Below are 21,969 nucleotides of genomic sequence, written 5' to 3'. Positions count from 1 at the left end.
CCGCCAGCACTCCGGCCCCCACGCCCACCGTGCGGTGCCGCCTCAGTGGTACGTGGGGTCGTCGTTCGAGTCGTAGACCACCCAGCCGCCGGGGTCGTATCCCACGATGTGGGGCGGGCCGGCCGACTCGACCTCGGATATCCCCGCCGCCATGAAGTACCCGGCTTCGAGGACGGCCTCCACCGTCTCGCCGCCGTACGTCACGGTGACGCGATCGACCTCGGGGGAGACGAGGCCGAAGTCCGCCCAGCGGAAGGGCAGCTCCCACTCCCCCATCATCGGACCGTAGTACCGGCTGGCGTTGGGGTCCGGGTACACCGGCAGGCCGTTGTCCAGGGTCAGCGAACCGACCGAGGACTGCACGCCCTGGCTGCCGCTGGCCCGGTCGGCGCAGACCAGCTGGACCTGCGGGTCCGCCTCGGCGTCCTCGCTCACGGCGAGCACCCGCGTCATCGGCTCGACGCCGCTGTTCTCGTCGCCCTGGTTGATCCAGGCGAAGAGGATGCGCAGATCCTCGGGCGCCACGTCGGAGGGGCCCGGGGGCTCGACGGGTCCGCTGCTCTCCCCCTCCGGGATCTCGGGGAAGCCGCCGTCCAGCTCCACCGGGAACTCCTCCAGGCAGCGCTCCAGCGAGGTGTTGGCCTGCTCCAGCGTGATGCCGTCCAGCAGCTGGCGCTCCGGGTCGGACGGGCCCTGCGCGCCCTCGGGGGTGGTCGGGGACGGCCGGCTCTGCTCCTCCTGCTCGCCGCCGGAGGGCGCGGCGGGCGCCGTGAGGTCCGACTCGTCCTCGCCGCCGGGCCAGAGGTTTCCGCTGGCCAGGGTGGCGGCGGGGACGGCGGCGGCCATCACGGCGGCACCGGCGCCCAGCGCGATCCTGCCGCGGCGGCGGGCGGCACGGCCCTGCCGGACGATCGAGGCGTACGGCGTGGCGCGCGGGGCGAAGCCGTCGGCGTGCTCGGCGAGCAGGTGGCGCAGCTCCGCCTCGACGGCGGACTCGCCCCCGCCGTCGGGGTCGAACGGACTGGTCATGTCAGGCATGAGAGATCCCTCCTCGGCCGGCGAACGCGCCGGCTCGGGGCGACAACGGTCTGGTGGTGTGAGGAGTGGTGCAGAGGGCCGGTCCGCGTCCGGTCCGCGCCCGGTCAGGGGCTGGTGGCCGCGGCGGGGACCGCCTGGAGGACCGATCTGAGCTTCGACAGCGCCTTCGCCGCCTGGCTCTTGACCGTCCCGACCGAGCAGCCCAGGGTCTGGGCGACCTCCGCCTCCGAGAGGTCCTCCCAGTACCGCAGGACCACGACCGCGCGCTGGCGGCGTGGCAGCCCTGCGAGTGCCGAGGCGAGCAGGGCACGCTGGTCGGCACGGGCCATGTCGTCCTGGGTGGCCGCGACGTCGGGTGGCACGTCCGTCAGGTGCTCGGGGACGCGCCGCTTGCGGAAGCGGTCCCTGTCGCAGCTCACGAGGATCTTCCGGACGTAGGCGTCAGGGCTGTCGCTGCGGCGCACGCGGTGCCACGAGCGATAGGCCTTGGCCAGGGCGGTCTGCGTGAGGTCCTCCGCGAGGTGTCTGTCACCCGTGAGGAGATACGCGATCCGCATCAGCTTCGCCCACCTGCCGCGGACGAACTCCTGGAAGTCTTCTTCGTCTTGTGCCTTCATCTGTCTGGGGCACCCCCTCACCCTCCTGACCACCACCCCGCGCGATTCGGTTGCCCGCCCGGTGGGCCTGGATTCGCCGCCGCCCCCAGCCTCCCCCACACCCCTGACAACCCGCTGCCCCGGTCGTCGCCGCGCCCGTCGCCGGCCGGGGTCGAGCCGTCCGCGAGCCCGCCCCGCAGACAGACCACTACACGCGTAGATATGCTGGTGTGGTGACCATGTTGGAGCTGAGGGACCTCGGAGACCTGGCGGACGTGACCGCCTCCGACGGCGCGTTGCGCCGCTTCCTGCACGGCCTGCCGGGTGTCGACGCCGTCGGCCTGGAGTCCCGCGCCGCGGCGCTCGGGACGCGGTCGATCAAGACCACGGCCAAGGCCCACGCCATCGACCTCGCCATCTCGATGATCGACCTGACGACGCTGGAGGGAGCGGACACCCCGGGCAAGGTGCGGGCGCTGTGCGCCAAGGGCGCCAGACCCGATCCCGTCGACGCCGGCGTGCCCCGCGTCGCCGCCGTCTGTGTCTATCCGGACATGGTGCCCGTCGCCCGCGAGACCCTCCGGTCCGCCGGCGCCTCCGACATCGCGGTGGCCTCGGTGGCCACGGCCTTCCCCGCCGGCCGCGCGTCCCGTTCCGTCCGGCTCGCCGACGCCCGCGAGGCGGTCGAGGCCGGCGCGGACGAGGTGGACATGGTCATCGACCGGGGCGCCTTCCTCTCCGGCCGGTACCTGAAGGTCTTCGAGGAGATCAGCGCCGTGCGCGAGGTGTGCGCGGGCCGGGCGCACCTGAAGGTGATCCTGGAGTGCGGCGAGCTCAGCACGTACGACGCCATCCGCCGCGCCTCCTGGCTGGCGATGCTCGCCGGCGCCGACTTCGTCAAGACCTCCACGGGGAAGGTCGCCGTCAACGCCACGCCCGCGAACACGCTGCTCATGCTGGAGGCGGTGCGGGACTTCCGCGCCGCCACGGGCCGCCAGGTCGGCGTCAAGCCCGCCGGCGGCATCCGCACCAGCAAGGACGCGATCAGGTACCTGGTGCTGGTGAACGAGACGGCGGGCGAGGACTGGCTGAGCCCGGACTGGTTCCGGCTCGGGGCCTCCAGCCTGCTCAACGACCTGCTCATGCAGCGCCAGAAGCTGCGCACCGGAGCGTACTCCGGACCCGACTACGTCACGGTGGACTGAGGTGGACTGACCCATGCCGGACGCCAAGCCAGACGCCAGGCCGGACGCCAGGCCGGACGCCAGGCCGGACAAGAGGCCGGCCAGGCGGAACGCCAGAGCCGCCGCCAAGCCGGAGGACCAGCCGGACACCGCGCGCGACACCCAGCGGGAGGCCCAGCAGGAGCCCCAGCGGTCCGACGCCGCGACGGGCACCGGCCCCGCCGGCCGCCCCGGTGACCTCTTCTCCTACGCCCCCGCGCCCGAGTCCCGCGCCGTCGCCGACCTCGCCCCCTCCCACGGCCTCTTCATCGGCGGCTCGTTCCGGGACGCGGCCGACGGCCGCGTGCTCAAGACGATCTCCCCCGCCTCCGAGGAGGTCCTCTCCGAGGTGGCCCACGCCGGCTCCGAGGACGTGGACGCCGCCGTGCGGGCGGCGCGCGACGCGTTCCCCGCCTGGTCGGCGCTGCCGGGCCGGGAGCGCGCGAAGTACCTCTTCCGCCTGGCGCGCCTGATCCAGGAGCGCTCGCGCGAGCTGGCCGTGCTGGAGTCGCTGGACAACGGCAAGCCGATCCGCGAGTCCCGCGACGTCGACCTGCCGCTCGTCGCCGCGCACTTCTTCTACTACGCGGGCTGGGCCGACAAGCTCCCCCACGCCGGCTTCGGCCCGGACCCGCGCCCGCTCGGCGTGGCCGGGCAGGTCATCCCGTGGAACTTCCCGCTGCTGATGCTGGCGTGGAAGATCGCCCCCGCCCTCGCCTGCGGCAACACGGTGGTCCTCAAGCCCGCCGAGACGACGCCGCTGACCGCGTTGCGCTTCGCCGACATCTGCCGCCAGGCGGACCTGCCGCCCGGCGTCGTCAACATCGTGACGGGCGACGGCGCCACGGGAGCGGCCCTGGTCTCCCACCCCGGCGTCGACAAGGTGGCCTTCACCGGCTCCACGGAGGTCGGCCGCGAGATCGCGCGGGCGGTGGCCGGCACCCGCAAGCGCCTGACCCTGGAGCTCGGCGGCAAGGCGGCGAACATCGTCTTCGACGACGCCCCCCTGGACCAGGCGGTCGAGGGCGTCGTCAACGGCATCTTCTTCAACCAGGGCCACGTCTGCTGCGCCGGATCCCGCCTGCTGGTGCAGGAGTCGATCGCCGAGGAGCTGCTCGCGGCGCTGAAGCGGCGGATGGCGACGCTCCGCGTGGGTGACCCGTTGGACAAGAACACCGACATCGGCGCGGTCAACTCGGCCGCCCAGCTCGCCCGCATCACCGAGCTGGCGGAGGCCGGGGAGGCCGAGGGCGCGGAACGCTGGTCGCCGGCCTGCGAGCTGCCCTCCTCCGGCTTCTGGTTCGCGCCCACCCTCTTCACGGGCGTCTCGCAGGCCCACCGCATCGCGCGCGAGGAGATCTTCGGCCCCGTGCTGTCCGTGCTGACCTTCCGCACCCCCGAGGAGGCCGTGGCGAAGGCGAACAACACGCCCTACGGCCTGTCGGCCGGCATCTGGACGGAGAAGGGCTCGCGGATCCTGTGGCTGGCCTCCCGGCTGCGGGCGGGCGTGGTCTGGTCCAACACCTTCAACCGCTTCGACCCCACCTCGCCCTTCGGCGGGTTCAAGGAGTCCGGATACGGCCGCGAGGGTGGCCGCCACGGTCTGGGGGCGTACCTCGATGTCTGAGAGGTCAGAGATGACGGCACGGCCGCCGCGGCTGCGCGTGTACAAGACGTACAAGCTCTTCGTGGGCGGGAAGTTCCCGCGCTCGGAGAGCGGACGGGTGTACGAGGTGACCGACGAGAACGGCGGCTGGCTGGCCAACGCGCCGCTCGCCTCCCGCAAGGACGCCCGTGACGCCGTCGTGGCGGCGCGGAAGGCGTTCCCCGGCTGGTCGGGCGCGACGGCGTACAACCGCGGCCAGATCCTCTACCGCGTCGCCGAGATGCTCCAGGACCGCCGCGAGCAGTTCGTCGCCCACGGCGCCTCCGACGCCGAGGTGGACGCGGCGATCGACCGGTGGGTGTGGTACGCGGGCTGGTCGGACAAGGTGGCCCAGGTCGCCGGCGCGGCCAACCCGGTCGCCGGACCGTACTTCAACCTCTCCACCCCGGAGCCGACCGGCGTCGTCGCCGTCCTCGCGCCCCGGGACGCGCCGCTGCTCGGCCTGGTCTCGGTCCTCGCCCCGGTGATCGTCACGGGGAACACGGTGGTCGTCGTCGCCAGCGAGACGGCGCCGCTGCCGGCCTTGACCCTCGGCGAGGTGCTGGCCACCTCCGACGTGCCGGCCGGCGTGGTCAACATCCTCTCCGGACGCCTCGCGGAGCTCGCCCCGCCGCTCGCCGCCCACCAGGACGTCAACGCGCTCGACCTCACGGGCGCCGCGGGCGAGCCGACGCTGGCGGCGGAGTGGGAGGCGGCGGCGGCCGGCACGCTGAAGCGGGTCCGCCGGCCGGCGGTCGACCCCGGGGCGGAGGACTGGGCGGCGGACCCGGGCACGGGGCGGCTGCTGGCCTTCCTGGAGACGAAGACGGTGTGGCACCCGATGGGTGCCTGAACGAGCCGGCGCCCGGTCCGGCCCGCCCCCTTCCGACGCCGCGCTCGGCCTCACACTCGACGCCTCTCACTCGACGCCTCGCACTCGGCCCCGCGCCGCGACAGGAAACGGCGCGGGGCCCCGTCGAACCCCCCGGTCGACTGGACCCCGCGCCTCCCCCGCTCCCCCGTTCCCCGTATCCCCCGGTCTCCCCTCGGGTTTCCCCCGCTTTTCCCCCGTTCCCCCCGCTTTCCCCCGTTCCCCCACTCTCCCCCGGTTCTCAGGCGACCAGTTCGCCGAAGCACTCCTCCTGGTCACGACCGAGACTGAGCGCCTCGTCCTCGCGGAGCCGGCGCAGCGTGCGCCAGATGCTGCTCTTGACGGTGCCGACGCTGATGTTGAGCGTGTCGGCGATCTCCGGGTCGGTCCGGCCCTCGTAGTACCGCAGCACGAGCATCGTCCGCTGCTGCTCGGGCAGGCGGGCGAGCGCCTGCCACAGCACGGTCCTCAGCTCGGTGCCGCGCATCGTGTCCTGTTCGCCCGGCGACTCCGGCAGCTCCTCGGTCGGGTACTCGTTGAGCCGCCGCCGACGCCAGGCACTGATGTGCAGGTTTGTCATGGTTCGCCGCAGGTATCCGCCCAGGGCGGCCTTGTCGGCGATCCGGTCCCAGGCCCGGTAGGTGGAGAGCAACGCGCTCTGCAGCAGGTCCTCCGCCTCGTGCCGGTCACCGGTCAGGTGGTAGGCCGTGGCGTACAGGGAGGCGCGACGCTCACGCACGTAGGCGGTGAACTCCGCTTCCGTGCCCCCCTGGCGCCGCGCACCCCCGTTCTCCCTGTACGTACCGGTCCCCCCGCTGTTCCCCCCGGCACCCACCGTTCCCCCGTGAGCTCCCCCGTTCCCCCGGGGTCCCCCCTGGTGGGCCCCCGCCCCCGTGGGACCGACGGCCGTCAGGTGCGACGGCCGCTGGTGCCCGATGCCGCGGCGACCCCCGAGCCTTCCCGCGACACCAGCCTTCTCCCCACAGCGGACGGGAACCACCGGAGTGTTGATGAGCGTCGTAGCGGTCGCCGTGGTGGAGATGCCGTTCCGTACGCCCATGTCCCGCTCCCCCTCGTGGAGTTCGTCCGCGTGTTGCCTGTCGGGTGAATCCGCTGCGGAATACAGTGCACGGCCAGTTTCATCGCCGAGTCCCCCGACTGTCACAGCGGTGTCACAGGGGCCCGTCCGTCTTCTCGGGCGAGACGGTCGAACTCCGGACGGTCCATGCGCAAGAATGGCCCGCGTGGCTTTCCTGTTGCTGATCGAGGACGACGAGGCGGTACGCACGGCGCTTGAGATGAGCCTGACCCGCCAGGGTCACCGCGTGGTGACCGCCCCGACCGGCGAGGACGGGCTGAAGCTGCTGCGCGAGCAGCGCCCCGACCTCATCGTGTTGGACGTCATGCTGCCCGGCATCGACGGCTTCGAGGTGTGCCGCCGCATCCGTCGCACCGACCAGCTGCCCATCATCCTGCTCACCGCGCGTAGCGACGACATCGACGTGGTGGTGGGCCTGGAGTCGGGCGCCGACGACTACGTGGTGAAGCCCGTGCAGGGGCGGGTGCTGGACGCCCGGATCCGGGCGGTGATGCGCCGCGGCGAGCGCGACGCTCACGACTCGGCCACCTTCGGCAACATCGTCATCGACCGCGCCGCCATGACGGTCACGAAGAACGGCACCGACCTCCAGCTGACCCCCACGGAGCTGCGGCTGCTGCTGGAGCTGAGCCGCCGTCCCGGCCAGGCCCTCTCGCGGCAGCAGCTGCTGCGCCTGGTGTGGGAGCACGAGTACCTCGGCGACTCCCGCCTCGTCGACGCCTGCGTGCAGCGGCTGCGCGCGAAGGTGGAGGACGTGCCCTCCTCCCCCAAGCTCATCAGGACGGTCCGCGGCGTGGGCTATCGGCTCGACGCGCCCTCGTGACCCGTGACGGCGACGGCGGGACGCGAGAGGACATCGTGGAGTGAGTGACGGACCAACCGTGGCCGAGAGCGTGCCGGGCCAGAGCCGGGCACGGTACGCGGCACGGCCCGACGCACGGCGCGGGACGCGGCGCGACGGCGACCGCGCGGGCGTCGGGGGCCCCGGGCCCGGCGGCGCGCCGGGCGAGGACTCCGCCCGCCCGGAGGAGGACGACCGCCGCTGCGTGAAGAGCCGGCTGCGCAGCGTGCTGCGGCTGACGAGCCTGCGCCTGCGGCTGGTCACCGTCTTCGCGCTGGTGGCGCTGGTGGCGGCCGTCTCCGTCGCCGGGATCGCGTACTGGCTCAACCGCGACGCCGTGCTCACCCGGGCGCAGAACGCCGCGCTCAGCGACTTCAAGCAGTCCCTCGGCAACAACGCCGGCGTGCTGCCCGAGGACTACAGCTGCGACGACCTGCGCGGCATGGCCACCGCCATGTCCAACACCACGCAGAACTACCACGTGCTGCTCTACGACGAGAACGTCAGCGAGCCGCTGGCCGCGGGCGACGGCGTCGACGCGGTGTGCACGGCCGAGTCCAACCCCGAGCTCTTCCACCGGGGCATGGTGCCGTCCTCCCTGACGGAGGCCGTGCTGGAGCCGCGCGGCGACAGCGGCAACGGCCCCACCTACCACCTGTACTGGCAGCGGGTCTCCTTCCACGGCGACCCGTACCTCGTCGCCGGATCGAAGGTGGTGGGCGGCGGCCCGACGGGGTACATGCTGGCCTCGCTCGCCGCCGAGCGCGACGACCTGAACTCCCTGGCCTGGTCGCTCGGCATCGCCACCGCGCTCGCGGTGATCAGCTCGGTGCTCCTCGCGCAGGCCGCCGCCACCACCGTGCTCCGCCCGGTGCAACGGCTGAGCGACGCGGCCAGGCGCCTCGGCGAGGGCAAGCTCGACACCCGCCTGGAGGTGCGGGGTGCCGACGAGCTGGCGGAGCTGACCCGCTCGTTCAACAGCGCCGCCGCCTCGTTGGAGCAGCGGGTGGAGGAGCTGAGCGAGCGCGAGGAGGCCAGCCGCCGGTTCGTCGCGGACATGTCGCACGAGCTGCGGACCCCGATGACCGCGATCACCGCCGTCACCGAGGTGCTGGAGGAGGAGGCGGACAACCTCGACCCCATGATCGCGCCCGCCGTGCGGCTGGTGGTCAGCGAGACCCGGCGGCTGAACGTCCTGGTCGAGAACCTGATGGAGGTCACCCGCTTCGACGCCCGCACCGCGCGGATCGTGCTGGACGACGTGGACATCGCCGACCAGGTCACGGCCTGCATCGACGACCGGGCGTGGCTGGACGCGGTGGAGCTGGACGCGGAGCGGGGCATCATCGCCCGCGTCGACCCCCGGCGGCTGGACGTGATCCTCGCCAACCTCATCGGCAACGCCCTCAAGCACGGCGGCGCGCCGGTGCGGGTCTCGGTGAGGGAGGAGGAGAACGACGGCCGCCACGAGGTGGTGATCGAGGTCTCCGACGAGGGTCCCGGCATACCCGAGAAGGTACTGCCGCACGTCTTCGACCGGTTCTACAAGGCGAGCGCCTCCCGGCCGCGGTCCGACGGCAGCGGCCTCGGCCTGTCCATCGCCCTGGAGAACGCGCACCTGCACAACGGCGACATCAGCGCGAGCAACGCGCCGGGCGGCGGCGCGGTCTTCACGCTCCGCCTCCCCCGCGAGCCGGACGCGCCGGACGGCGACGGGGACGTGGAGGGGCTGGACGGGCTCGACGGGGTCGACGAGGTCGGGGTCGGGATCGAGGTCGACGACGGGGGCGATGACCGGGACGGCGGGCGCGCAGGCGGGCCCGTCACCGGGGAGGGAGCCTCATGACGCGGACACGTCGCCGGATAGGACACATACCCCCGACGCGCCGCGCGCACGGCGCCGGGCGGAGCCGGCCCCCGGCCATCGGGACGGGAGCGGTCGTCGTGGGCCTCGCGGGCCTGGTGGCCCTGGCGGGTGTCTCCGCCTGCGGGATCAGGGGCACGGAGCTGCCGGTCGACGGCGGCCCAGCCCCGACGCGCGCCACCTGCGACGCCCCGGCCGTGCCCTCCAGCGGTGAACCGACCAGAGACCGGGACGACGGCACCGAGATCTACCTGGTCTGCGGCTCGCAGGTGCAGCCCGTCGAGCGGAAGCTCCGCATGACCATCCCCACCGACACCGGCGTGCTCGCCGAGACGCTGCTCGACCAGCTCCAGCAGGGGCCCGGACGGGAGGAGAGGACGGCGGGCTTCCTCACCGAGGTGCCGTCGACGCTCGCCGTCTCGGTCGCGAGCCCCGCCACCGCCGACTCGCTGCCGGTGCTGCGGCTCAGCCAGGGCCCCGGTGACCTCCCGGCGCCCGCGCTCCGCCAGCTCATCTGCACCTTCGCCAACGCCGACGGCATCGGCAACGGCGACTCCGTGGTCCTCAGCGGCCCGCCGGGCTCGTCGAGCGAGCGGCCGAAGTCGTACCTGTGCAGCATCGCCGCCCGCACCGCGCCGACGGCCACGCACGGCCACGGGGTGGGGTGAGGCCCGTCACCCGGGCCGACGAGCGGAACCACCCCCACCGCCCATGGCGTCCTGGTTACCGTGCGGCAACATCCAGCGGGCTCGGTCGGGCCCATCGGGCCGGCGGGCGGGAAGGGTGGTCCCTCCCTCCCCGGCGGGAGCGGCCATCCCCCGGTACGTGAGGTCCCCGCGAGAGTACGGGTGGCGGCGCTGGTTCTCCTGGCCGTCCACCTCGCCCTCGTCGGCTGGCTCTCCCTGCGTCCGCTGTCGGTGCTGTGGGTCTCGCCCGCGAACCTGGAGCCGTTCCACACCATCAGAACCGACCTCGACCGCGGCCCCGTGGCGGCGCTGCGCGGCCTGGCCGCCGGCACCCTGCGGCTGGCGCCGCTGGGGCTGCTGCTGCCGCTGCTCAGCCGGCGGCTGGGTGGCGGGCGGTTCGCGTCCTTCTGCCGGACGGTCGCGGTGGGGGCGGTGCTCGCGCTCCTCATCGAGTTCGCGCAGAGCCTGACGTCGAGCCGCGTCGCCGACGTCGACTCGGCCATCCTCAACACCCTCGGGGTCGCGCTCACGCACCTGGCCGGCTACGGCTGCCTGCGGGCGGTGATCCTGGACGACCCCGCGCGCCTGCGGCTGCGGCTGCGGCTGCGGCAGGGCGCACGCCTGGTGGGTCGACGGGCACGGGGCGGCGGTGGCACGCAGCCGCGCGGCACCGTGCTGCACCGCCGGGGGCTCGGCCGCGGGCAGGGTCGGGCCGGCGGGCCGGCGGCGCCGGCCGAGCACGCGGAGCCGGGGGCGCGCGGCGTGCGCCACGCCCGGAGTCGGATCCGTGACCGAGGCCGGGACCGCGGCCGCTCGGCGGAGTGGCCCACGGACTCCCCGGGCCCCGTCCCCGCACACAACGGCGCCGCGCCCCACGCGGTGCGGGGCGCGGCGCTGTCGCGCTGACGTGCTGTCGCGGGAGACGGTCCGCGGGTCAGCCGCCCACGAGGTCCGTGACCGGCAGGCCGCCGAGCAGCCCGGACGTGGCCTCGCCGAGGGCGTCGGACGACGAGAGGCCCTGCGTGGTGTGGGAGAGGGTGTCGTCGGCCAGCGGGAGCTTGTCCGCGCCGGCGACGAGGTCGGTGCCGGCCTTCAGGATCTCGCCGCTCCCGCCCGGCAGGTTCTCGGCGGTGTCGTCCAGGGGCAGGGTCCGCACCACGTCGGAGGCGGTCCGCTGGACGCCGTCGGTGACGGCGGCGTTGGCGGCGCCCGAGCCGACGGCGGCGAGGGCGGCGCCGAGGGCGGTGACACCGAGCGTCTTGATGGTCGCGTGCTTCATCGCTAACCAGTCCTTGAGCTGAGAGTGCTTGAGTGGGGTTTTCCGCACCGAGTTCTTCAGGGTTCTTCAGGATTTCGAGCGGCGAGGCGACCGTAGCCAGTGGCACGGCGGCGTCGCAATGAATCGAAAAACGCGCCGTTGTTCGTGACCCGCCCGGCCCAACGCGGCCCGCCGCGGCGCGGCCCCGTGGACCCGGCGCCTCATCCCCCCTGGTCACGCCGGCTACCGGGGCGAGACCGTGAACCGACTCGCGGTGGGCGGCGTCGAGAATCGCTCCCGGTGGGACTCACACGCGACCGCACGACGTTCGCCGGAAAGAATGAACGCGAGGATCGCGGGATTGACCGTCAACGGAAGAGCCACTCGGCGCGGAGTTCCGCGTAGCCGGGCTTGATCACGTCGTTGATCATGGCCAGCCGCTCGTCGAACGGGATGAAGGCGGACTTCATCGCGTTGACCGTGAACCACTGGATGTCGTCCAGGGTGTAGTGGAACGCCGCCACGAGGTGTTCGAACTCCGCGCTCATGCTCGTGCCGCTCATCAGCCGGTTGTCCGTGTTGACGGTGGCGCGGAAGCGCAGCCGCCGCAGCAGACCGATGGGGTGCTCGGCGTAGGAGGCGGCGGCGCCGGTCTGGAGGTTGGAGCTCGGGCACAGCTCCAACGGGACGCGCTTGTCGCGCACGTACGCCGCCAGCCGTCCCAGGCGGACCGTGCCGTCCTCGGCCACCTCGATGTCGTCGATGATCCGCACGCCGTGCCCGAGGCGGTCGGCGCCGCACCACTGGAGCGCCTGCCAGATCGAGGGCAGGCCGAACGCCTCCCCGGCGTGGATGGTGAAGTGGTTGTTCTCCCGCTTGAGGAACTCGAAGGCGTCCAGGTGCCGGGTGGGGGGGTACCCGGCCTCCGCTCCGGCGATGTCGAAGCCGACGACGCCCTGGTCCCGGTACCGGTTGGCGAGTTCGGCGATCTCCAGCGCGCGGGCGGCGTGCCGCATCGCCGTGAGCAGCGCGCCGACGCGGATACGGCGCCCGACGGCCAGCGCGCGCCGTTCGCCCTCGCGGAAGCCCTCGTTGACCGCCTCGACGACGTCCGCGAGGTCGAGGCCGCCGTCCAGGTGCTGCTCGGGCGCGTACCGCACCTCGGCGTAGACGACGCCGTCGGCGGCGAGGTCCTCGACGCACTCGGCCGCCACGCGGACCAGCGCCTCGCGGCTCTGCATCACCGCGCAGGTGTGGGTGAACGTCTCCAGGTACCGCTCCAGCGAGCCGGAGTCGGCCGCCTCCCTGAACCAGCGGCCCAGGGCCTCGGGCTCGGTCTCCGGCAGCGCGTCGTGGCCCTGGTCGCGGGCGAGTTCGACGATGGTGGCGGGGCGCAGGCCGCCGTCGAGGTGGTCGTGGAGCAGGACCTTGGGCGCGCGGCGGATCTGCTCGGGCGTCGGTGGCGGCGGGTCGGGGAGAGTCACGGCACCACGCTAGCCGTTGCGGGCGGCGCCCTTCGGCCGCCCCTGCGGTCGCCCTCCCGGAGCGCGGTACCGCGGTCCTGTGATCAGCGCCACCGCCCCTTGCCATCCGGTAATGAAAACGATTATCGTCTCTCACGGCTGCCTCACTTCATCGCGTTCTCCTCAAGAGAGGTCTGCCGTGCGGATGTCCAGACCCACCCGCCCCCTCGCCCGCGCCCTGTCCGTCGCCGGCGGGATCGCCGCCACGCTGTCCTGCGCCGTGCTGGTCACCCCGGCCGCCGCCCTCCAGCCGACCGAGCTGTCCCGGGGTCACGTCGACGTCCTCGGCGTGGAGTTGACGGACGGCGCGTTCCACGTCCATGTCCACGACGAGGTCAACGGGGTGGAGTACGAGCCGTCCGACGTCGTCCTGCGGGTGTCCCCGGCCGCCGCCCACACCGTGCCGTCCGGCACGTGCCACGCCTTCCTCGGCGCGCCGGGCGACACCGTCCACCGGCTGCCCGAGGTCGAGAACCCCGAGCTGCTGTGGCCGGGCCTCTCCGCCCACATCGAGGACGGGGTGCTGGCCGGCGACGAGCTGACGGTGTCCCTGACGGCCGTCAGCGGCCCCGGCGACGTCAGCGTGTACGCCAACAGCCTGTGCCCCGCCGACACCCGGATCCTCGACAGCGGCGACGGCCTCGACGGCGAGGACGCCGCCACGCTGGACGCCCACGACCACCTGCACGCCAACTGGGCCTTCACCGAGCCCGGTGACTACGCCCTGACGTTCACCGTCACGGGAACCCTCGCCGACGGGACCGAGGTTCCGCCCGCCACGGCGGAGCTCGCCGTCTCCGTCGGCTAGGCGGCACAGGCAAGCGGGGCCGGGGCGCGCGGGAGCGCGCGCCCCGGCGCCCCGCACGCCTGTCCCCATGCCCCGCGTCGGGGCCGCGGTCCTCCCCGGGAGGCAGCCACCGCCGGCCCCGGCGCGGTTCCGCCGCGCGCCCCCCTCTCTTCGCCTCTCTTCCCTCTTTCTCCGGCCTCTTTATCTCCGGCCGCCCGTGAGGAGCACTTCATGCCATCCCTGAGACGACTGCTCGCCGCGTCGCTGACCGGGGCGACGGCCTGGGCGACGGCGCTGTCGCCGGCGGTCGCCGCGGCCCCGACCGCCGAGACCACGGCCCCCGGGGACGACGGCCGCGTCGTGCTGTCCTCGGGGCACCTGGACCTGGCCGCCCGGCTGACCACCGACGGGCGGCTGGAGTTCGCGATCAAGGACGGCACGGCCGGCGGCGAGGCGGTGTGGCGCGACCCCCACGACGTCGTCCTGCACTTCGACGCCCGGCACGCGTGGGAGATCCCCGACGCCCCCGACGGGGTGGTCCCCCACCAGCTGGGGCGGGCCGGTGACACGGTGTGGACGGACCGCGGCGTCACCCACGACTCCTCGCTGCTGTGGCCGGGCTGGAACACCGAGGAGGTGCTGCCCGCGGACCTGGTCGACGGTGGCTCGGTGACGGCGGACTTCGCGGAGGTCACGGGCCCCGACGGCTTCCACCTGGGTGGATGGGCCGACGATCCGCAGCTCGGCACGGTCATCCGGCTCGACGTCGACGGCACGAGGCCGGAGCCCGGCGCGGTCGAGCTGCGGCCGAACACCCACGCGCACCCGCTGTGGTTCTTCACCGCCGAGGGGGTCCACCGGATCGGGCTCCAGATGAGCGCGACGCTGGCATCGGGTCAACGCGTCAGCGACGTGGGGACGGTGACGGCGGTGGTCGGCGACGACGTGGACCCGTGGGAGGTGGAACTGCCGGGGCCCGGGGAGCCGGGAGAGCCGGGAGAGCCCGGTGGGCCTGGCGGGCCGGAGGAACCCGGGGAGCCGGAGGAGCCTGGCGGGCCACAGGAACCCGAACAGCCGGAACAGCCCGAACAGCCCGGGAATCCAGAGGAACCGGAGGACGGGGATGCCGGGACGCCCGGCGGAACGGGCGACGCGGACGGTACGAGCGGTGCCGGCGGCGCCACGGGAGCGGGCGCGGCCGGCGCCGGACCGGGGCCGGCGGGCGGTGAGCTGGCCGCCACGGGCGGCGGCGTGGTGCCGCTGGCCCTCGGGGCTGCGCTGCTCGTCGGTGTCGGCGTCGGCGGCGCGCTGCTGCGCCGCTCGCGGCTCGGGGACGCCGCATGAGGCCCCAGGCGACACCCCGCACCGGGGCGAGCACCCGAGCCGGGGCCGGGGCCGGTGCCAGCGCCAGAGCCAGAGCCAGAGCCAGAGCCGCCGTCGCGGCCACGGCGGCCATGGCCGTCGCGGTCACCGCCTGCGGCGGCGGCACGGGGCAGGGCGACGGCGACGCGGCGCTGACCGTCTCGGCGACGACGCCGATCATCGCCGACCTCGCCTCCGTCGTCGGCGGCGACCGCGTCGCGGTCAGCTCGATCGTGCCGCACAACGGCGACCCGCACTCCTACGAGCCGAGCCCCGCCGACGCCGCCAGGGTCACCGAGGCCGACCTCGTCCTCGGCAACGGCCTGCTCCTGGAGGAGCCGGGGATCATGCGGATGGTCCACGCCAACGCCCGCGACGACGTCCCGGTCGTCGAGCTCACCGAGAACCTGGAGGAGTACGGGGGCAGCGTCATCCCGTTCGAGGAGGACCTCGGGCTCGACGTGCTGTGGCTCGGCCTGGCGGTCGAGGGCCGGGTGCCCGGCGAGGGCTCCCACGTGAGGCTGACCGCCACCGGACTTCAGGCGCCCAGCGACACCGCCGAGATGTTCGTCTACCTGACCGACACCCTCGGCGTCCCGCGGACCCACGTCGACTCCTCCGACGGCTTCGCCCCCGACACGGACACCACGACGCTGCCGCCCGAGGCACACACCCACGTCAACTGGGCGTTCACCGAACCGGGCGTCTACCGGCTGGAGCTGACCGGCCACGTCGAGACCCTCGACGGCCGGACCTCTCCCGCCGGGCGCGGCACCGTCACCTTCGCCGTGGGCGACCGGACGGCGGTGCCCGGCACCGCCACGGTGCTGGACGGCGGCCACGCCGACGTCGCGCTCCACGCCGGCACGGGAGAGCTCCGCGTCCGCCACGACGACGAGACCACCGGCGAGCGGGTCCACCACGCCGCGGACGAGGTGGTGATCGAGGTGCCCGACCGGGCCGTCGAGGCGGTGCCGGAGGGCGAGGCGTACCGCTTCCTAGGCCGCGCCGGCGAGGAGCTGTGGGTGCTGCCGCAGGCCGTCCTCGGCCAGCACGTCCACGGCGACCTCGACCCCCACGCCTGGGAGGACGTGCGGAACGCCGAGGCGTACGTGCGACACGTCGAGGAGGCGCTCAGCCAGGCCGACCCGGCCGGCGCGGCCGGCTACGCCGAGCGGGCGGAGGCGTACCTGCGGGAGCTGGACGCGCTCGACGCGCACGTCCGCGAGCGCCTCGCCACCATCCCCGAGGCGAACCGTCAGCTGATCACCACCCACGACGCGTTCGGGTACCTGGCCCGCGCCTACGGGCTGGAGGTGGCCGGCTTCGTCGTGCCCGTGCCGGGTCGGGAGCCGAGCGCGGCGGAGGTGGAGGAGCTGGGCCGGACCATCGCCGAACGGGACGTCCCCGCCGTCTTCGTCGAGCCGAACCTCGCCGCCCGCGGCGACGTGCTGCGGCAGGTCGCGGCCGACCACGACACGGACGTCTGCGTGATCTACGGCGACGCGTTCGACGACGAGGTGACGACGTACCTGGACATGATGCGGCACAACGCCGACGAGCTGGCCCGGTGCCTCGCCTGACCAGGCGAGACGTCCACACGAGAGCAATCGGAGAGGCAGGACCATGAGGACCGGACCACACGGACCACACGGACAGGGCGGACACCACGGACGCCGGCACCGCCGACGCGGGCGGCGCGCGAGCGCCGTGGCGGTCGCGGTGACGACGCTCGCCGTGGGCGGGGCGTCGACGGCGACCGCGACCGCGAGCGCCCGGGAGACGGAGACGCCGCGCGCCAGCGTCGAACTCGGCACCGAGCAGCTGACCACGGCGCCCTACCCGGGCGCGGAGCCGGGCGAGCGGGTGTGGGAGCTGGCGATGCCCGAGCCGGCGGACGGCCCGGTGACGCTGACCGCGCTGGCGGGCCCCGCCCCCGTCGCCGTCTACGAGGCGGCCGGCGGCGAGCTGGTGCTCCCACCGGGCGAGGAGCTCCCGGCCGACGGCCTGACGCTGGCGGGGGGCGCGGACGAGGTCCGGTGGGCCTTCGCCGAACCCGGCGCCTACGAGATGGCGCTGACCGACGCCGAGGGCCGCGCCACCGCGTACGAGGTGCTGGTCACCGCACCCACGCAGGCCGGAGAGCAGCAGCCTGCCGCCGCCACCGAACGGGTCGTGCTGGACGAGGGCCACGTCGACCTCGCCGCCCGCGTGCTCGACGGCGAGTTGCAGCTCCAGATCAAGGACGGCACGGTGCCGGGCGAGTCGACGTGGCGGGAGCCGAGCGCCGTCGTGCTCCACGCCCTGCCCGCGTCGCGACGCGAGGTCCCCTCCGGGGGCGGCTTCGACTTCCTCGGCGCGCCCGGGGACCCGGTCTGGCTGCTGGACCAGGTGCAGCAGGACGGGCTGCTGTGGCCCGGGTGGAGCACCGAGAACGTCGGCCCCGGCGTGATCGACGGCCCGGTGGAGTTCCGTCTGGAGGGGGTGTCGGGGCCCGGCGACTTCTCGCTGTTCCTGAGCGACCCGTTCGGCGGCCCGAACGTCCTCTTCCACAGCGCCGACGGCACGCCCGACGCGATCGACGTGCCGCAGAACACCCACGCCCACGGCGGCTGGGCCTTCACGGCGGAGGGCGTCTACGCGCTCGACCTCACGATGAGCGGGACGCTCGCGTCCGGCGAGACGGTCAGCGACACCGAGACGTTCACCTTCGCGGTCGGCGACGTCGACCCCGACACGGTCAGCCCGCCGGGAGGCGGCGGTGCCGGCGGCGCGGGCGGCGGCGGTGAGGACGGCGGTTCCTCGGACGGGACGAGCGGCGGGGCAGGCGCCGGGGCGACGGGCGGGACGTCGGGCGGCACGACCACGGACGGCTCCTCGGACGGCACGGACACGGGCGGCGGAACGGACGGCACGGCCACGGGCGGCCCCGGCGGCGCGATGGCCGAGACCGGCGCCGGCGCCTCGCCGGGACTGCTGACCGGCCTCGCCCTCGCGCTGGCCGGCCTCGGCGGCCTCGCCGCCTGGTACGCCACCCGGCTGCGGCGTCGTGGCGGCGGGGCCGCGGCGTGAACGAGCCCGCGCCGTTGCTGCGGCTCGACTCCGTCACGGTGACGCTCGGCGGCCGGACGGCGCTCCGCGACGCGTCGTTGACGCTCCACCCCGGCGAGCTGGTGGGCCTGATCGGGCCCAACGGCGCGGGCAAGACGACGCTGCTGCGCGCCGCGCTCGGCCTGGTGCCGCTGGCCGCGGGGCGGGTCCGCGTCGACGGCCGGCCCGTGGCCGCCGCGCGTCCCCTGGTCGGCTACGTGCCGCAACGCCACGACTTCGCCTGGGACTTCCCCGTGGACGTGGCGGGCGCGGTGCTGGCCGCGCGCACCCGCGCGGTCGGCTGGCTGCGCCCGGCGCGCGCCGCCGACCGCCGGGCGGCGGCCGAGGCGATCGACCGGGTGGGGCTCACCCCGCTGTGCCGGCGACCGGTCGGGGAGCTCTCCGGTGGCCAGCGTCAACGCGTCCTGGTGGCGCGGGCGCTGGCCACCGCGCCCCGGCTGCTGCTGCTCGACGAGCCGTTCACGGGGGTGGACACCCCGACGCGCCGGCTGCTCGGCGAGCTCCTGGCCGAGCTGCGGGCGGCGGGCACCGGCCTGCTGATGGCCACCCACGACCTGGCCTCGGCCGCCGAGCGGTGCGACCGCGTGGCGCTGGTGGACGGGACGGTGGCGGCGGTCGGCGGACCCGAGCTGCTCGCGGACGCGGGCAGCGTGCTGCGCGCCTTCGGGCTGCGGTCGGCGGTGGGCGCCTGATGGCCGGCGTCTGGGAGCTGGTGGCCGATCCGTGGCAGCTGGTCTTCATGCGGCGGGCGTTCACCCTGGCGCTGGTGACGGGGGCGGTCTGCGGCGTGATCGGCGTGTTCGTGGTGCTGCGCGGCATGGCGTTCATCGGCGACGCCGTGGCGCACTCGGCGTTCCCCGGTGTGGCGGTGGCCTACGCCTTCCACGGGAACCTGCTCGTCGGCGGGGCCGTGGCGGGGGTGGTCACGGCGGTGCTGATCGCCCTCGTCTCGCAGCACCGCAGGCTGCGGGAGGACACGGTGATCGGCGTGTTCTTCGCGTTCGCCTTCGGCCTGGGCATCGTGCTGGTGTCCACCCGCGACAGCTGGAGCACCGACCTGGCGTCGTTCCTCTTCGGCCAGATCCTGGCGGTGAGCACGGCGGACGTGTGGGCCGTGGCGGTGATGGGCGCGGCGCTGCTGCTGGCCGCGACGGCGGTGAGGAAGGAGCTGGTGGCCGTCGCGCTGGACCGGGAGACGGCGCGCGCGGCCGGGCTGCCGGTGCTCCGCCTGGACCTGCTGCTGTACGTGCTGGTCACGGTCGTGATCGTCATGTCCTTGCAGGCGATCGGGAACGTGCTGGTGCTGGCGCTGCTCGTCACCCCGGCGGCGACGGCGCGGATGCTGACCGACCGGCTCGGCGTGATGACGCTGCTGTCGGCGGCGCTGGGCGCGTCCGGCGGGCTGCTGGGGCTGTACGTCTCCTACCACCGGGACCTCGCGGCGGGCGGCACGATCGTGATCACGTTGACCGCGATGTTCGCGGTGGCCTGGCTGCTGGCGCCGCGCCACGGCCTGCTCGTGCGGTGGCTGCGCCGGGGCCGGCCCCGGCCGGTCACGGATACCGGGCCACCACCCGTGCCTGTCCGCGCCCGCTGAGCAGGAAGCGCTTGAAGTCCGCGACCGGGCGGGAGTCGCGCTGGCCCGCCATCCACGCCACGCCGATCTCCCGCACCGCCCGGGGCGGCGCGAGGACGGCGAGGTCCCGGACGCCGGGGCGGGGGACGCTGGGCGGCGGCAGCAGCGACAGCCCGAGGCCGGCGGCGACCAGGCCGCGCAGCGTCTCCGGCTCCTCGCCCTCGAACGCGATCCGGGGCCGGAAGCCCGCCTCCTCGCAGAGGTCGTCGGTCAGGCGGCGCAGCCCGTAGCCGGGTTCGAGGGTGACGAACGGCTCGCCCGCCGCCTCGGCCAGCCGCACGCGGCGGCGGCCGGCCAGCCGGTGGCCCTCGGAAACGGCGAGGAAGAGCCGCTGCTCGCCGAGGCGGCGGGTGACGAGGTCGGGGTCGCCGGGGATGGGCGAGGTCAGGCAGAGGTCCAGCTCGCCGGCGCGCATGCGTTCGATCATGTCCTCGCCGTAGCTCTGCACGAGCGCGAAGCGGACGCCGGGGTGGTCGGTGCGGAACTCGCGGATCAGCTCGGGCACGGTCTCCGGGCCCATGGTGTGCAGGAAGCCGAAGGCGACCTTGCCCGAGGACGGGTCGGCGTCCGCCCTGACCGCCTCGGCGGCGCGGGAGACCTCGGCGAGGGCGCGCTCCACGGCGCGGGCGAAGGCGCGGCCGGCGGGCGTGAGGGAGACGGTGCGGCCGTGGCGGGCGAGCAGGGCGACGCCGAGGTCGGCCTCGAGGCGGGCGACGGCGCGGCTGAGGGTGGGCTGGGGCACGGCGAGCTCGCGGGCGGCCTGGGTGACGTGTTCGTGGCGGGCGACGCCGGCGAACTGGGCGAGGCGGGGTGCGAGGACCGCGGCCCACGAGTCGGCCTTGATGTCGACCGGGAGGTCCCGTGGGAGGTCGGGCGCGGCGCCGGACGGGAAGCCGGGCGAGGCGCCGGACGGGGCCCCGGACGGGGTGCCGGGTTCGCCGGGCTCCCTGGCCCGCGCGGACCCTGTTGCCGAGACGTCTCTTTCGTTACCCCGGGATGACATGCCCCTCGCCCACCTTCACTGATACGAAACGAACATGATTAGCCCCTCAATGATGCATTGGACGCATCAGCCGGAGCGATCTAGCGTCGAGTGCATGCAGCCTGCACCTACCAGCTCCCAGGCCGTCGAGGCCCCCGCCACCGCGGCGGCCTCACCCCTCTCCTCCCGTCCGTCACGTGGCACGCTGCGCGTCAACCTCGCGCTGTTCGCCATCGGCATGGCCACCTTCGCCATGCTCTTCTCCACGCAGGCTCTCCTCCCCGACATCGCCGCCGCCTACGGCGTCCACCCCGACCAGGCCAGCTGGACCGTCTCCGCCGCGACCCTGGGCCTCGCGGCCGCCGTGCTGCCGCTCAGCACGCTCTCCGAGCGCTACGGCCGCCGCGAGGTGATGACGCTGTCCGTCGCCGCCGCCGTGGTGCTGGCGCTGCTCGTCCCGTTCGCCCCGAACCTCGGCACGCTGATCGCGCTGCGCGCCCTCCAGGGCGCGGCCATCGCCGGCATACCGGCCTCCGCCGTCGCGTACCTCTCCGAGGAGCTGCCCTCGCGGGCCACCGTCGGCGCCGTCGGGCTGTTCATCGCGGGCAACAGCGTCGGCGGCATGTCGGGTCGCGTCCTGACCGGCTGGGTGGCCGAGGGCTACGGCTGGCGCGCCGCGCTCGCCGCGCTCGCGCTCGGCGCCCTCGCGGCGGCCGTCGCCTACCGGCTGCTGCTCCCCGCGCCCCGCAACTTCACCCCCGCCTCGATCCGCCCACGGGCCGTGCTGCGCGTGGTCGCCGACCACCTCTCGCAGCCCCTGCTGGTGCGGCTGTACGCGATCGGCATGCTGCTGATGGTGGCCTTCAGCGCGGTGTACACGGTGATCGGCTTCCGGCTGGTGTCCGAGCCCTTCGGGCTCTCCGCCGGCCTGGCCGGCTCGGTCTTCGTGATCTACCTCGTCGGCACGGGCTCCTCCTCGGTGACGGGCCCGGTGACGGACCGGCTGGGCCGGCGCGGCGCGCTCTACGCCGCGATCGTCACCGTGACGGCGGGCCTCCTGCTGAGCCTCGTGGACCGGCTGGTCGTCGTGCTGCTCGCCCTGGTGCTCATCACGGGCGGCTTCTTCCTCGGCCACGCGGTGGCCTCCGGCTCCGTCAGCAGGACCGCCCGGCACGGGCGGGCCCAGGCGTCGGCGCTCTACCAGGTGGCGTACTACGTGGGCGCCAGCGTCGGCGGCACGGCGGGCGCGGTCATCTTCCGCCACGCGGCCTGGGACGGTCTGGTGGTCCTCGCCGTCGCGGCCCTGACCGCCACGGCCGCGATCACCCTCTACGCCACGGCCCGCGCCCGGGTGCTGCGGCGGCGGGTGCTGACCACGGCGGCCTGAGGCCACCGCGCCGGGGACGTCGTGAGCACGGGTGACCGTGGGTGACCGCTGACGATCGTG

The 21,969-nt window shown here is 74.4% G+C and carries 20 protein-coding genes; 14 read left to right on the top strand and 6 right to left on the bottom strand.

What is annotated here, in order from left to right:
• Window positions 1–42: 42 nt before the first annotated feature.
• Both ACTWP5_RS18755 and ACTWP5_RS18750 read right to left on the bottom strand, forming a co-directional pair.
• Entirely contained in the window at window positions 43–1,038 is a 996-nt protein-coding gene (locus tag ACTWP5_RS18755) for a hypothetical protein (RefSeq protein ID WP_443222151.1), read from the bottom strand.
• A gap of 104 nt (window positions 1,039–1,142) precedes the next feature.
• Window positions 1,143–1,655, bottom strand: a complete 513-nt coding sequence (locus tag ACTWP5_RS18750) for a SigE family RNA polymerase sigma factor (protein WP_443222150.1) — start codon at window positions 1,653–1,655, stop codon at window positions 1,143–1,145.
• Window positions 1,656–1,873: 218 nt separating this feature from the next.
• On the opposite strand from ACTWP5_RS18750, the gene deoC reads away from it, so the two are divergent.
• Genes deoC through ACTWP5_RS18735 form a run of 3 tightly spaced genes read left to right on the top strand, consistent with a single transcriptional unit; the run spans window position 1,874 to window position 5,355 of the window.
• Entirely contained in the window at window positions 1,874–2,839 is a 966-nt protein-coding gene (gene deoC / locus ACTWP5_RS18745; RefSeq protein ID WP_443222154.1) for a deoxyribose-phosphate aldolase, read from the top strand.
• 13 nt (window positions 2,840–2,852) lie between these two features.
• Complete coding sequence (locus tag ACTWP5_RS18740; RefSeq protein ID WP_443222149.1) at window positions 2,853–4,484, top strand: aldehyde dehydrogenase family protein; 1,632 nt, start codon at window positions 2,853–2,855, stop codon at window positions 4,482–4,484.
• On the top strand, window positions 4,477–5,355 hold the full coding sequence (locus ACTWP5_RS18735; protein ID WP_443222148.1) for an aldehyde dehydrogenase family protein: 879 nt from the start codon (window positions 4,477–4,479) through the stop codon (window positions 5,353–5,355). Before ACTWP5_RS18740 ends, ACTWP5_RS18735 begins: the two co-directional genes overlap by 8 nt.
• A gap of 259 nt (window positions 5,356–5,614) precedes the next feature.
• Here the strand turns inward: ACTWP5_RS18735 and ACTWP5_RS18730 are convergent, their stop codons facing one another.
• The gene (locus ACTWP5_RS18730) at window positions 5,615–6,433 is read right to left on the bottom strand and encodes a SigE family RNA polymerase sigma factor (protein ID WP_443222147.1); all 819 of its coding nucleotides are present in this window, start codon (window positions 6,431–6,433) and stop codon (window positions 5,615–5,617) included.
• Between the two features lie 184 nt (window positions 6,434–6,617).
• Here ACTWP5_RS18730 and ACTWP5_RS18725 point away from each other — a divergent pair, with 184 nt between their 5' ends.
• From ACTWP5_RS18725 to ACTWP5_RS18710, 4 genes are all read left to right on the top strand, one after another.
• Entirely contained in the window at window positions 6,618–7,295 is a 678-nt protein-coding gene (locus ACTWP5_RS18725) for a response regulator (RefSeq protein WP_443222146.1), read from the top strand.
• A 223-nt stretch (window positions 7,296–7,518) separates the two neighbouring features.
• The gene (locus ACTWP5_RS18720; protein ID WP_443222153.1) at window positions 7,519–9,159 is read left to right on the top strand and encodes a sensor histidine kinase; all 1,641 of its coding nucleotides are present in this window, start codon (window positions 7,519–7,521) and stop codon (window positions 9,157–9,159) included.
• The gene (locus tag ACTWP5_RS18715) at window positions 9,156–9,845 is read left to right on the top strand and encodes a hypothetical protein (RefSeq protein WP_443222145.1); all 690 of its coding nucleotides are present in this window, start codon (window positions 9,156–9,158) and stop codon (window positions 9,843–9,845) included. Before ACTWP5_RS18720 ends, ACTWP5_RS18715 begins: the two co-directional genes overlap by 4 nt.
• Window positions 9,846–10,025: 180 nt before the next feature.
• Window positions 10,026–10,769 carry a VanZ family protein gene (locus ACTWP5_RS18710; protein ID WP_443222144.1) on the top strand — a complete coding sequence of 248 codons (744 nt, stop codon included), beginning with the start codon at window positions 10,026–10,028 and terminating at the stop codon, window positions 10,767–10,769.
• A gap of 28 nt (window positions 10,770–10,797) precedes the next feature.
• Here ACTWP5_RS18710 and ACTWP5_RS18705 read toward each other — a convergent pair whose 3' ends face one another.
• Window positions 10,798–11,142, bottom strand: coding sequence for an ATP-binding protein (locus tag ACTWP5_RS18705; RefSeq protein WP_443222143.1), 345 nt, complete (start codon window positions 11,140–11,142; stop codon window positions 10,798–10,800).
• A 347-nt stretch (window positions 11,143–11,489) separates the two neighbouring features.
• Window positions 11,490–12,605, bottom strand: coding sequence for an adenosine deaminase (locus ACTWP5_RS18700; RefSeq protein ID WP_443222142.1), 1,116 nt, complete (start codon window positions 12,603–12,605; stop codon window positions 11,490–11,492).
• Window positions 12,606–12,789: 184 nt separating this feature from the next.
• Between ACTWP5_RS18700 and ACTWP5_RS18695 the strand changes: the two genes are divergently transcribed.
• The 6 genes from ACTWP5_RS18695 to ACTWP5_RS18670 all read left to right on the top strand — a co-directional run bounded on the left by ACTWP5_RS18695 (window position 12,790) and on the right by ACTWP5_RS18670 (window position 19,501).
• On the top strand, window positions 12,790–13,452 hold the full coding sequence (locus ACTWP5_RS18695; protein ID WP_443222141.1) for a choice-of-anchor M domain-containing protein: 663 nt from the start codon (window positions 12,790–12,792) through the stop codon (window positions 13,450–13,452).
• 210 nt (window positions 13,453–13,662) lie between these two features.
• Window positions 13,663–14,775, top strand: coding sequence for a choice-of-anchor M domain-containing protein (locus tag ACTWP5_RS18690; protein ID WP_443222140.1), 1,113 nt, complete (start codon window positions 13,663–13,665; stop codon window positions 14,773–14,775).
• 110 nt (window positions 14,776–14,885) lie between these two features.
• Window positions 14,886–16,376 carry an anchored repeat ABC transporter, substrate-binding protein gene (locus ACTWP5_RS18685; protein ID WP_443222139.1) on the top strand — a complete coding sequence of 497 codons (1,491 nt, stop codon included), beginning with the start codon at window positions 14,886–14,888 and terminating at the stop codon, window positions 16,374–16,376.
• 139 nt (window positions 16,377–16,515) lie between these two features.
• On the top strand, window positions 16,516–17,865 hold the full coding sequence (locus tag ACTWP5_RS18680) for a choice-of-anchor M domain-containing protein (RefSeq protein ID WP_443222138.1): 1,350 nt from the start codon (window positions 16,516–16,518) through the stop codon (window positions 17,863–17,865).
• A complete protein-coding gene (locus tag ACTWP5_RS18675) occupies window positions 17,862–18,596 on the top strand; it encodes an anchored repeat-type ABC transporter ATP-binding subunit (RefSeq protein ID WP_443222137.1) in 735 nt (244 codons plus the stop codon). The genes ACTWP5_RS18680 and ACTWP5_RS18675 overlap by 4 nt, the downstream gene beginning before the upstream one ends.
• Complete coding sequence (locus tag ACTWP5_RS18670; RefSeq protein ID WP_443222136.1) at window positions 18,596–19,501, top strand: anchored repeat-type ABC transporter permease subunit; 906 nt, start codon at window positions 18,596–18,598, stop codon at window positions 19,499–19,501. Before ACTWP5_RS18675 ends, ACTWP5_RS18670 begins: the two co-directional genes overlap by 1 nt.
• Here the strand turns inward: ACTWP5_RS18670 and ACTWP5_RS18665 are convergent.
• Entirely contained in the window at window positions 19,458–20,543 is a 1,086-nt protein-coding gene (locus ACTWP5_RS18665; protein ID WP_443222135.1) for a LysR family transcriptional regulator, read from the bottom strand. The genes ACTWP5_RS18670 and ACTWP5_RS18665 overlap by 44 nt on opposite strands.
• Window positions 20,544–20,637: 94 nt before the next feature.
• Here ACTWP5_RS18665 and ACTWP5_RS18660 point away from each other — a divergent pair, with 94 nt between their 5' ends.
• Window positions 20,638–21,909, top strand: coding sequence for an MFS transporter (locus ACTWP5_RS18660; RefSeq protein WP_443222134.1), 1,272 nt, complete (start codon window positions 20,638–20,640; stop codon window positions 21,907–21,909).
• The last annotated feature ends 60 nt before the right edge of the window (window positions 21,910–21,969 follow it).

The organism is Streptomyces sp. 4N509B (genome assembly GCF_052245655.1).
Classification (GTDB): domain Bacteria; phylum Actinomycetota; class Actinomycetes; order Streptomycetales; family Streptomycetaceae; genus Streptomyces.
The sequence above is the reverse complement of the archived record's forward strand: the minus strand, read 5'-3'. Positions and strand labels throughout refer to the sequence as shown.

Coding starts and splice junctions, on each gene's coding strand:
- ACTWP5_RS18755 (WP_443222151.1), bottom strand. CDS start 1,038: ATGCCTGACATGACCAGTCCGTTCGACCCCGACGGCGGGGGCGAGTCC.
- ACTWP5_RS18750 (WP_443222150.1), bottom strand. CDS start 1,655: ATGAAGGCACAAGACGAAGAAGACTTCCAGGAGTTCGTCCGCGGCAGG.
- deoC (WP_443222154.1), top strand. CDS start 1,874: ATGTTGGAGCTGAGGGACCTCGGAGACCTGGCGGACGTGACCGCCTCC.
- ACTWP5_RS18740 (WP_443222149.1), top strand. CDS start 2,853: ATGCCGGACGCCAAGCCAGACGCCAGGCCGGACGCCAGGCCGGACGCC.
- ACTWP5_RS18735 (WP_443222148.1), top strand. CDS start 4,477: ATGTCTGAGAGGTCAGAGATGACGGCACGGCCGCCGCGGCTGCGCGTG.
- ACTWP5_RS18730 (WP_443222147.1), bottom strand. CDS start 6,433: ATGGGCGTACGGAACGGCATCTCCACCACGGCGACCGCTACGACGCTC.
- ACTWP5_RS18715 (WP_443222145.1), top strand. CDS start 9,156: ATGACGCGGACACGTCGCCGGATAGGACACATACCCCCGACGCGCCGC.
- ACTWP5_RS18705 (WP_443222143.1), bottom strand. CDS start 11,142: ATGAAGCACGCGACCATCAAGACGCTCGGTGTCACCGCCCTCGGCGCC.
- ACTWP5_RS18695 (WP_443222141.1), top strand. CDS start 12,790: ATGTCCAGACCCACCCGCCCCCTCGCCCGCGCCCTGTCCGTCGCCGGC.
- ACTWP5_RS18690 (WP_443222140.1), top strand. CDS start 13,663: ATGCCATCCCTGAGACGACTGCTCGCCGCGTCGCTGACCGGGGCGACG.
- ACTWP5_RS18685 (WP_443222139.1), top strand. CDS start 14,886: ATGGCCGTCGCGGTCACCGCCTGCGGCGGCGGCACGGGGCAGGGCGAC.
- ACTWP5_RS18670 (WP_443222136.1), top strand. CDS start 18,596: ATGGCCGGCGTCTGGGAGCTGGTGGCCGATCCGTGGCAGCTGGTCTTC.
- ACTWP5_RS18665 (WP_443222135.1), bottom strand. CDS start 20,543: ATGTCATCCCGGGGTAACGAAAGAGACGTCTCGGCAACAGGGTCCGCG.
- ACTWP5_RS18660 (WP_443222134.1), top strand. CDS start 20,638: ATGCAGCCTGCACCTACCAGCTCCCAGGCCGTCGAGGCCCCCGCCACC.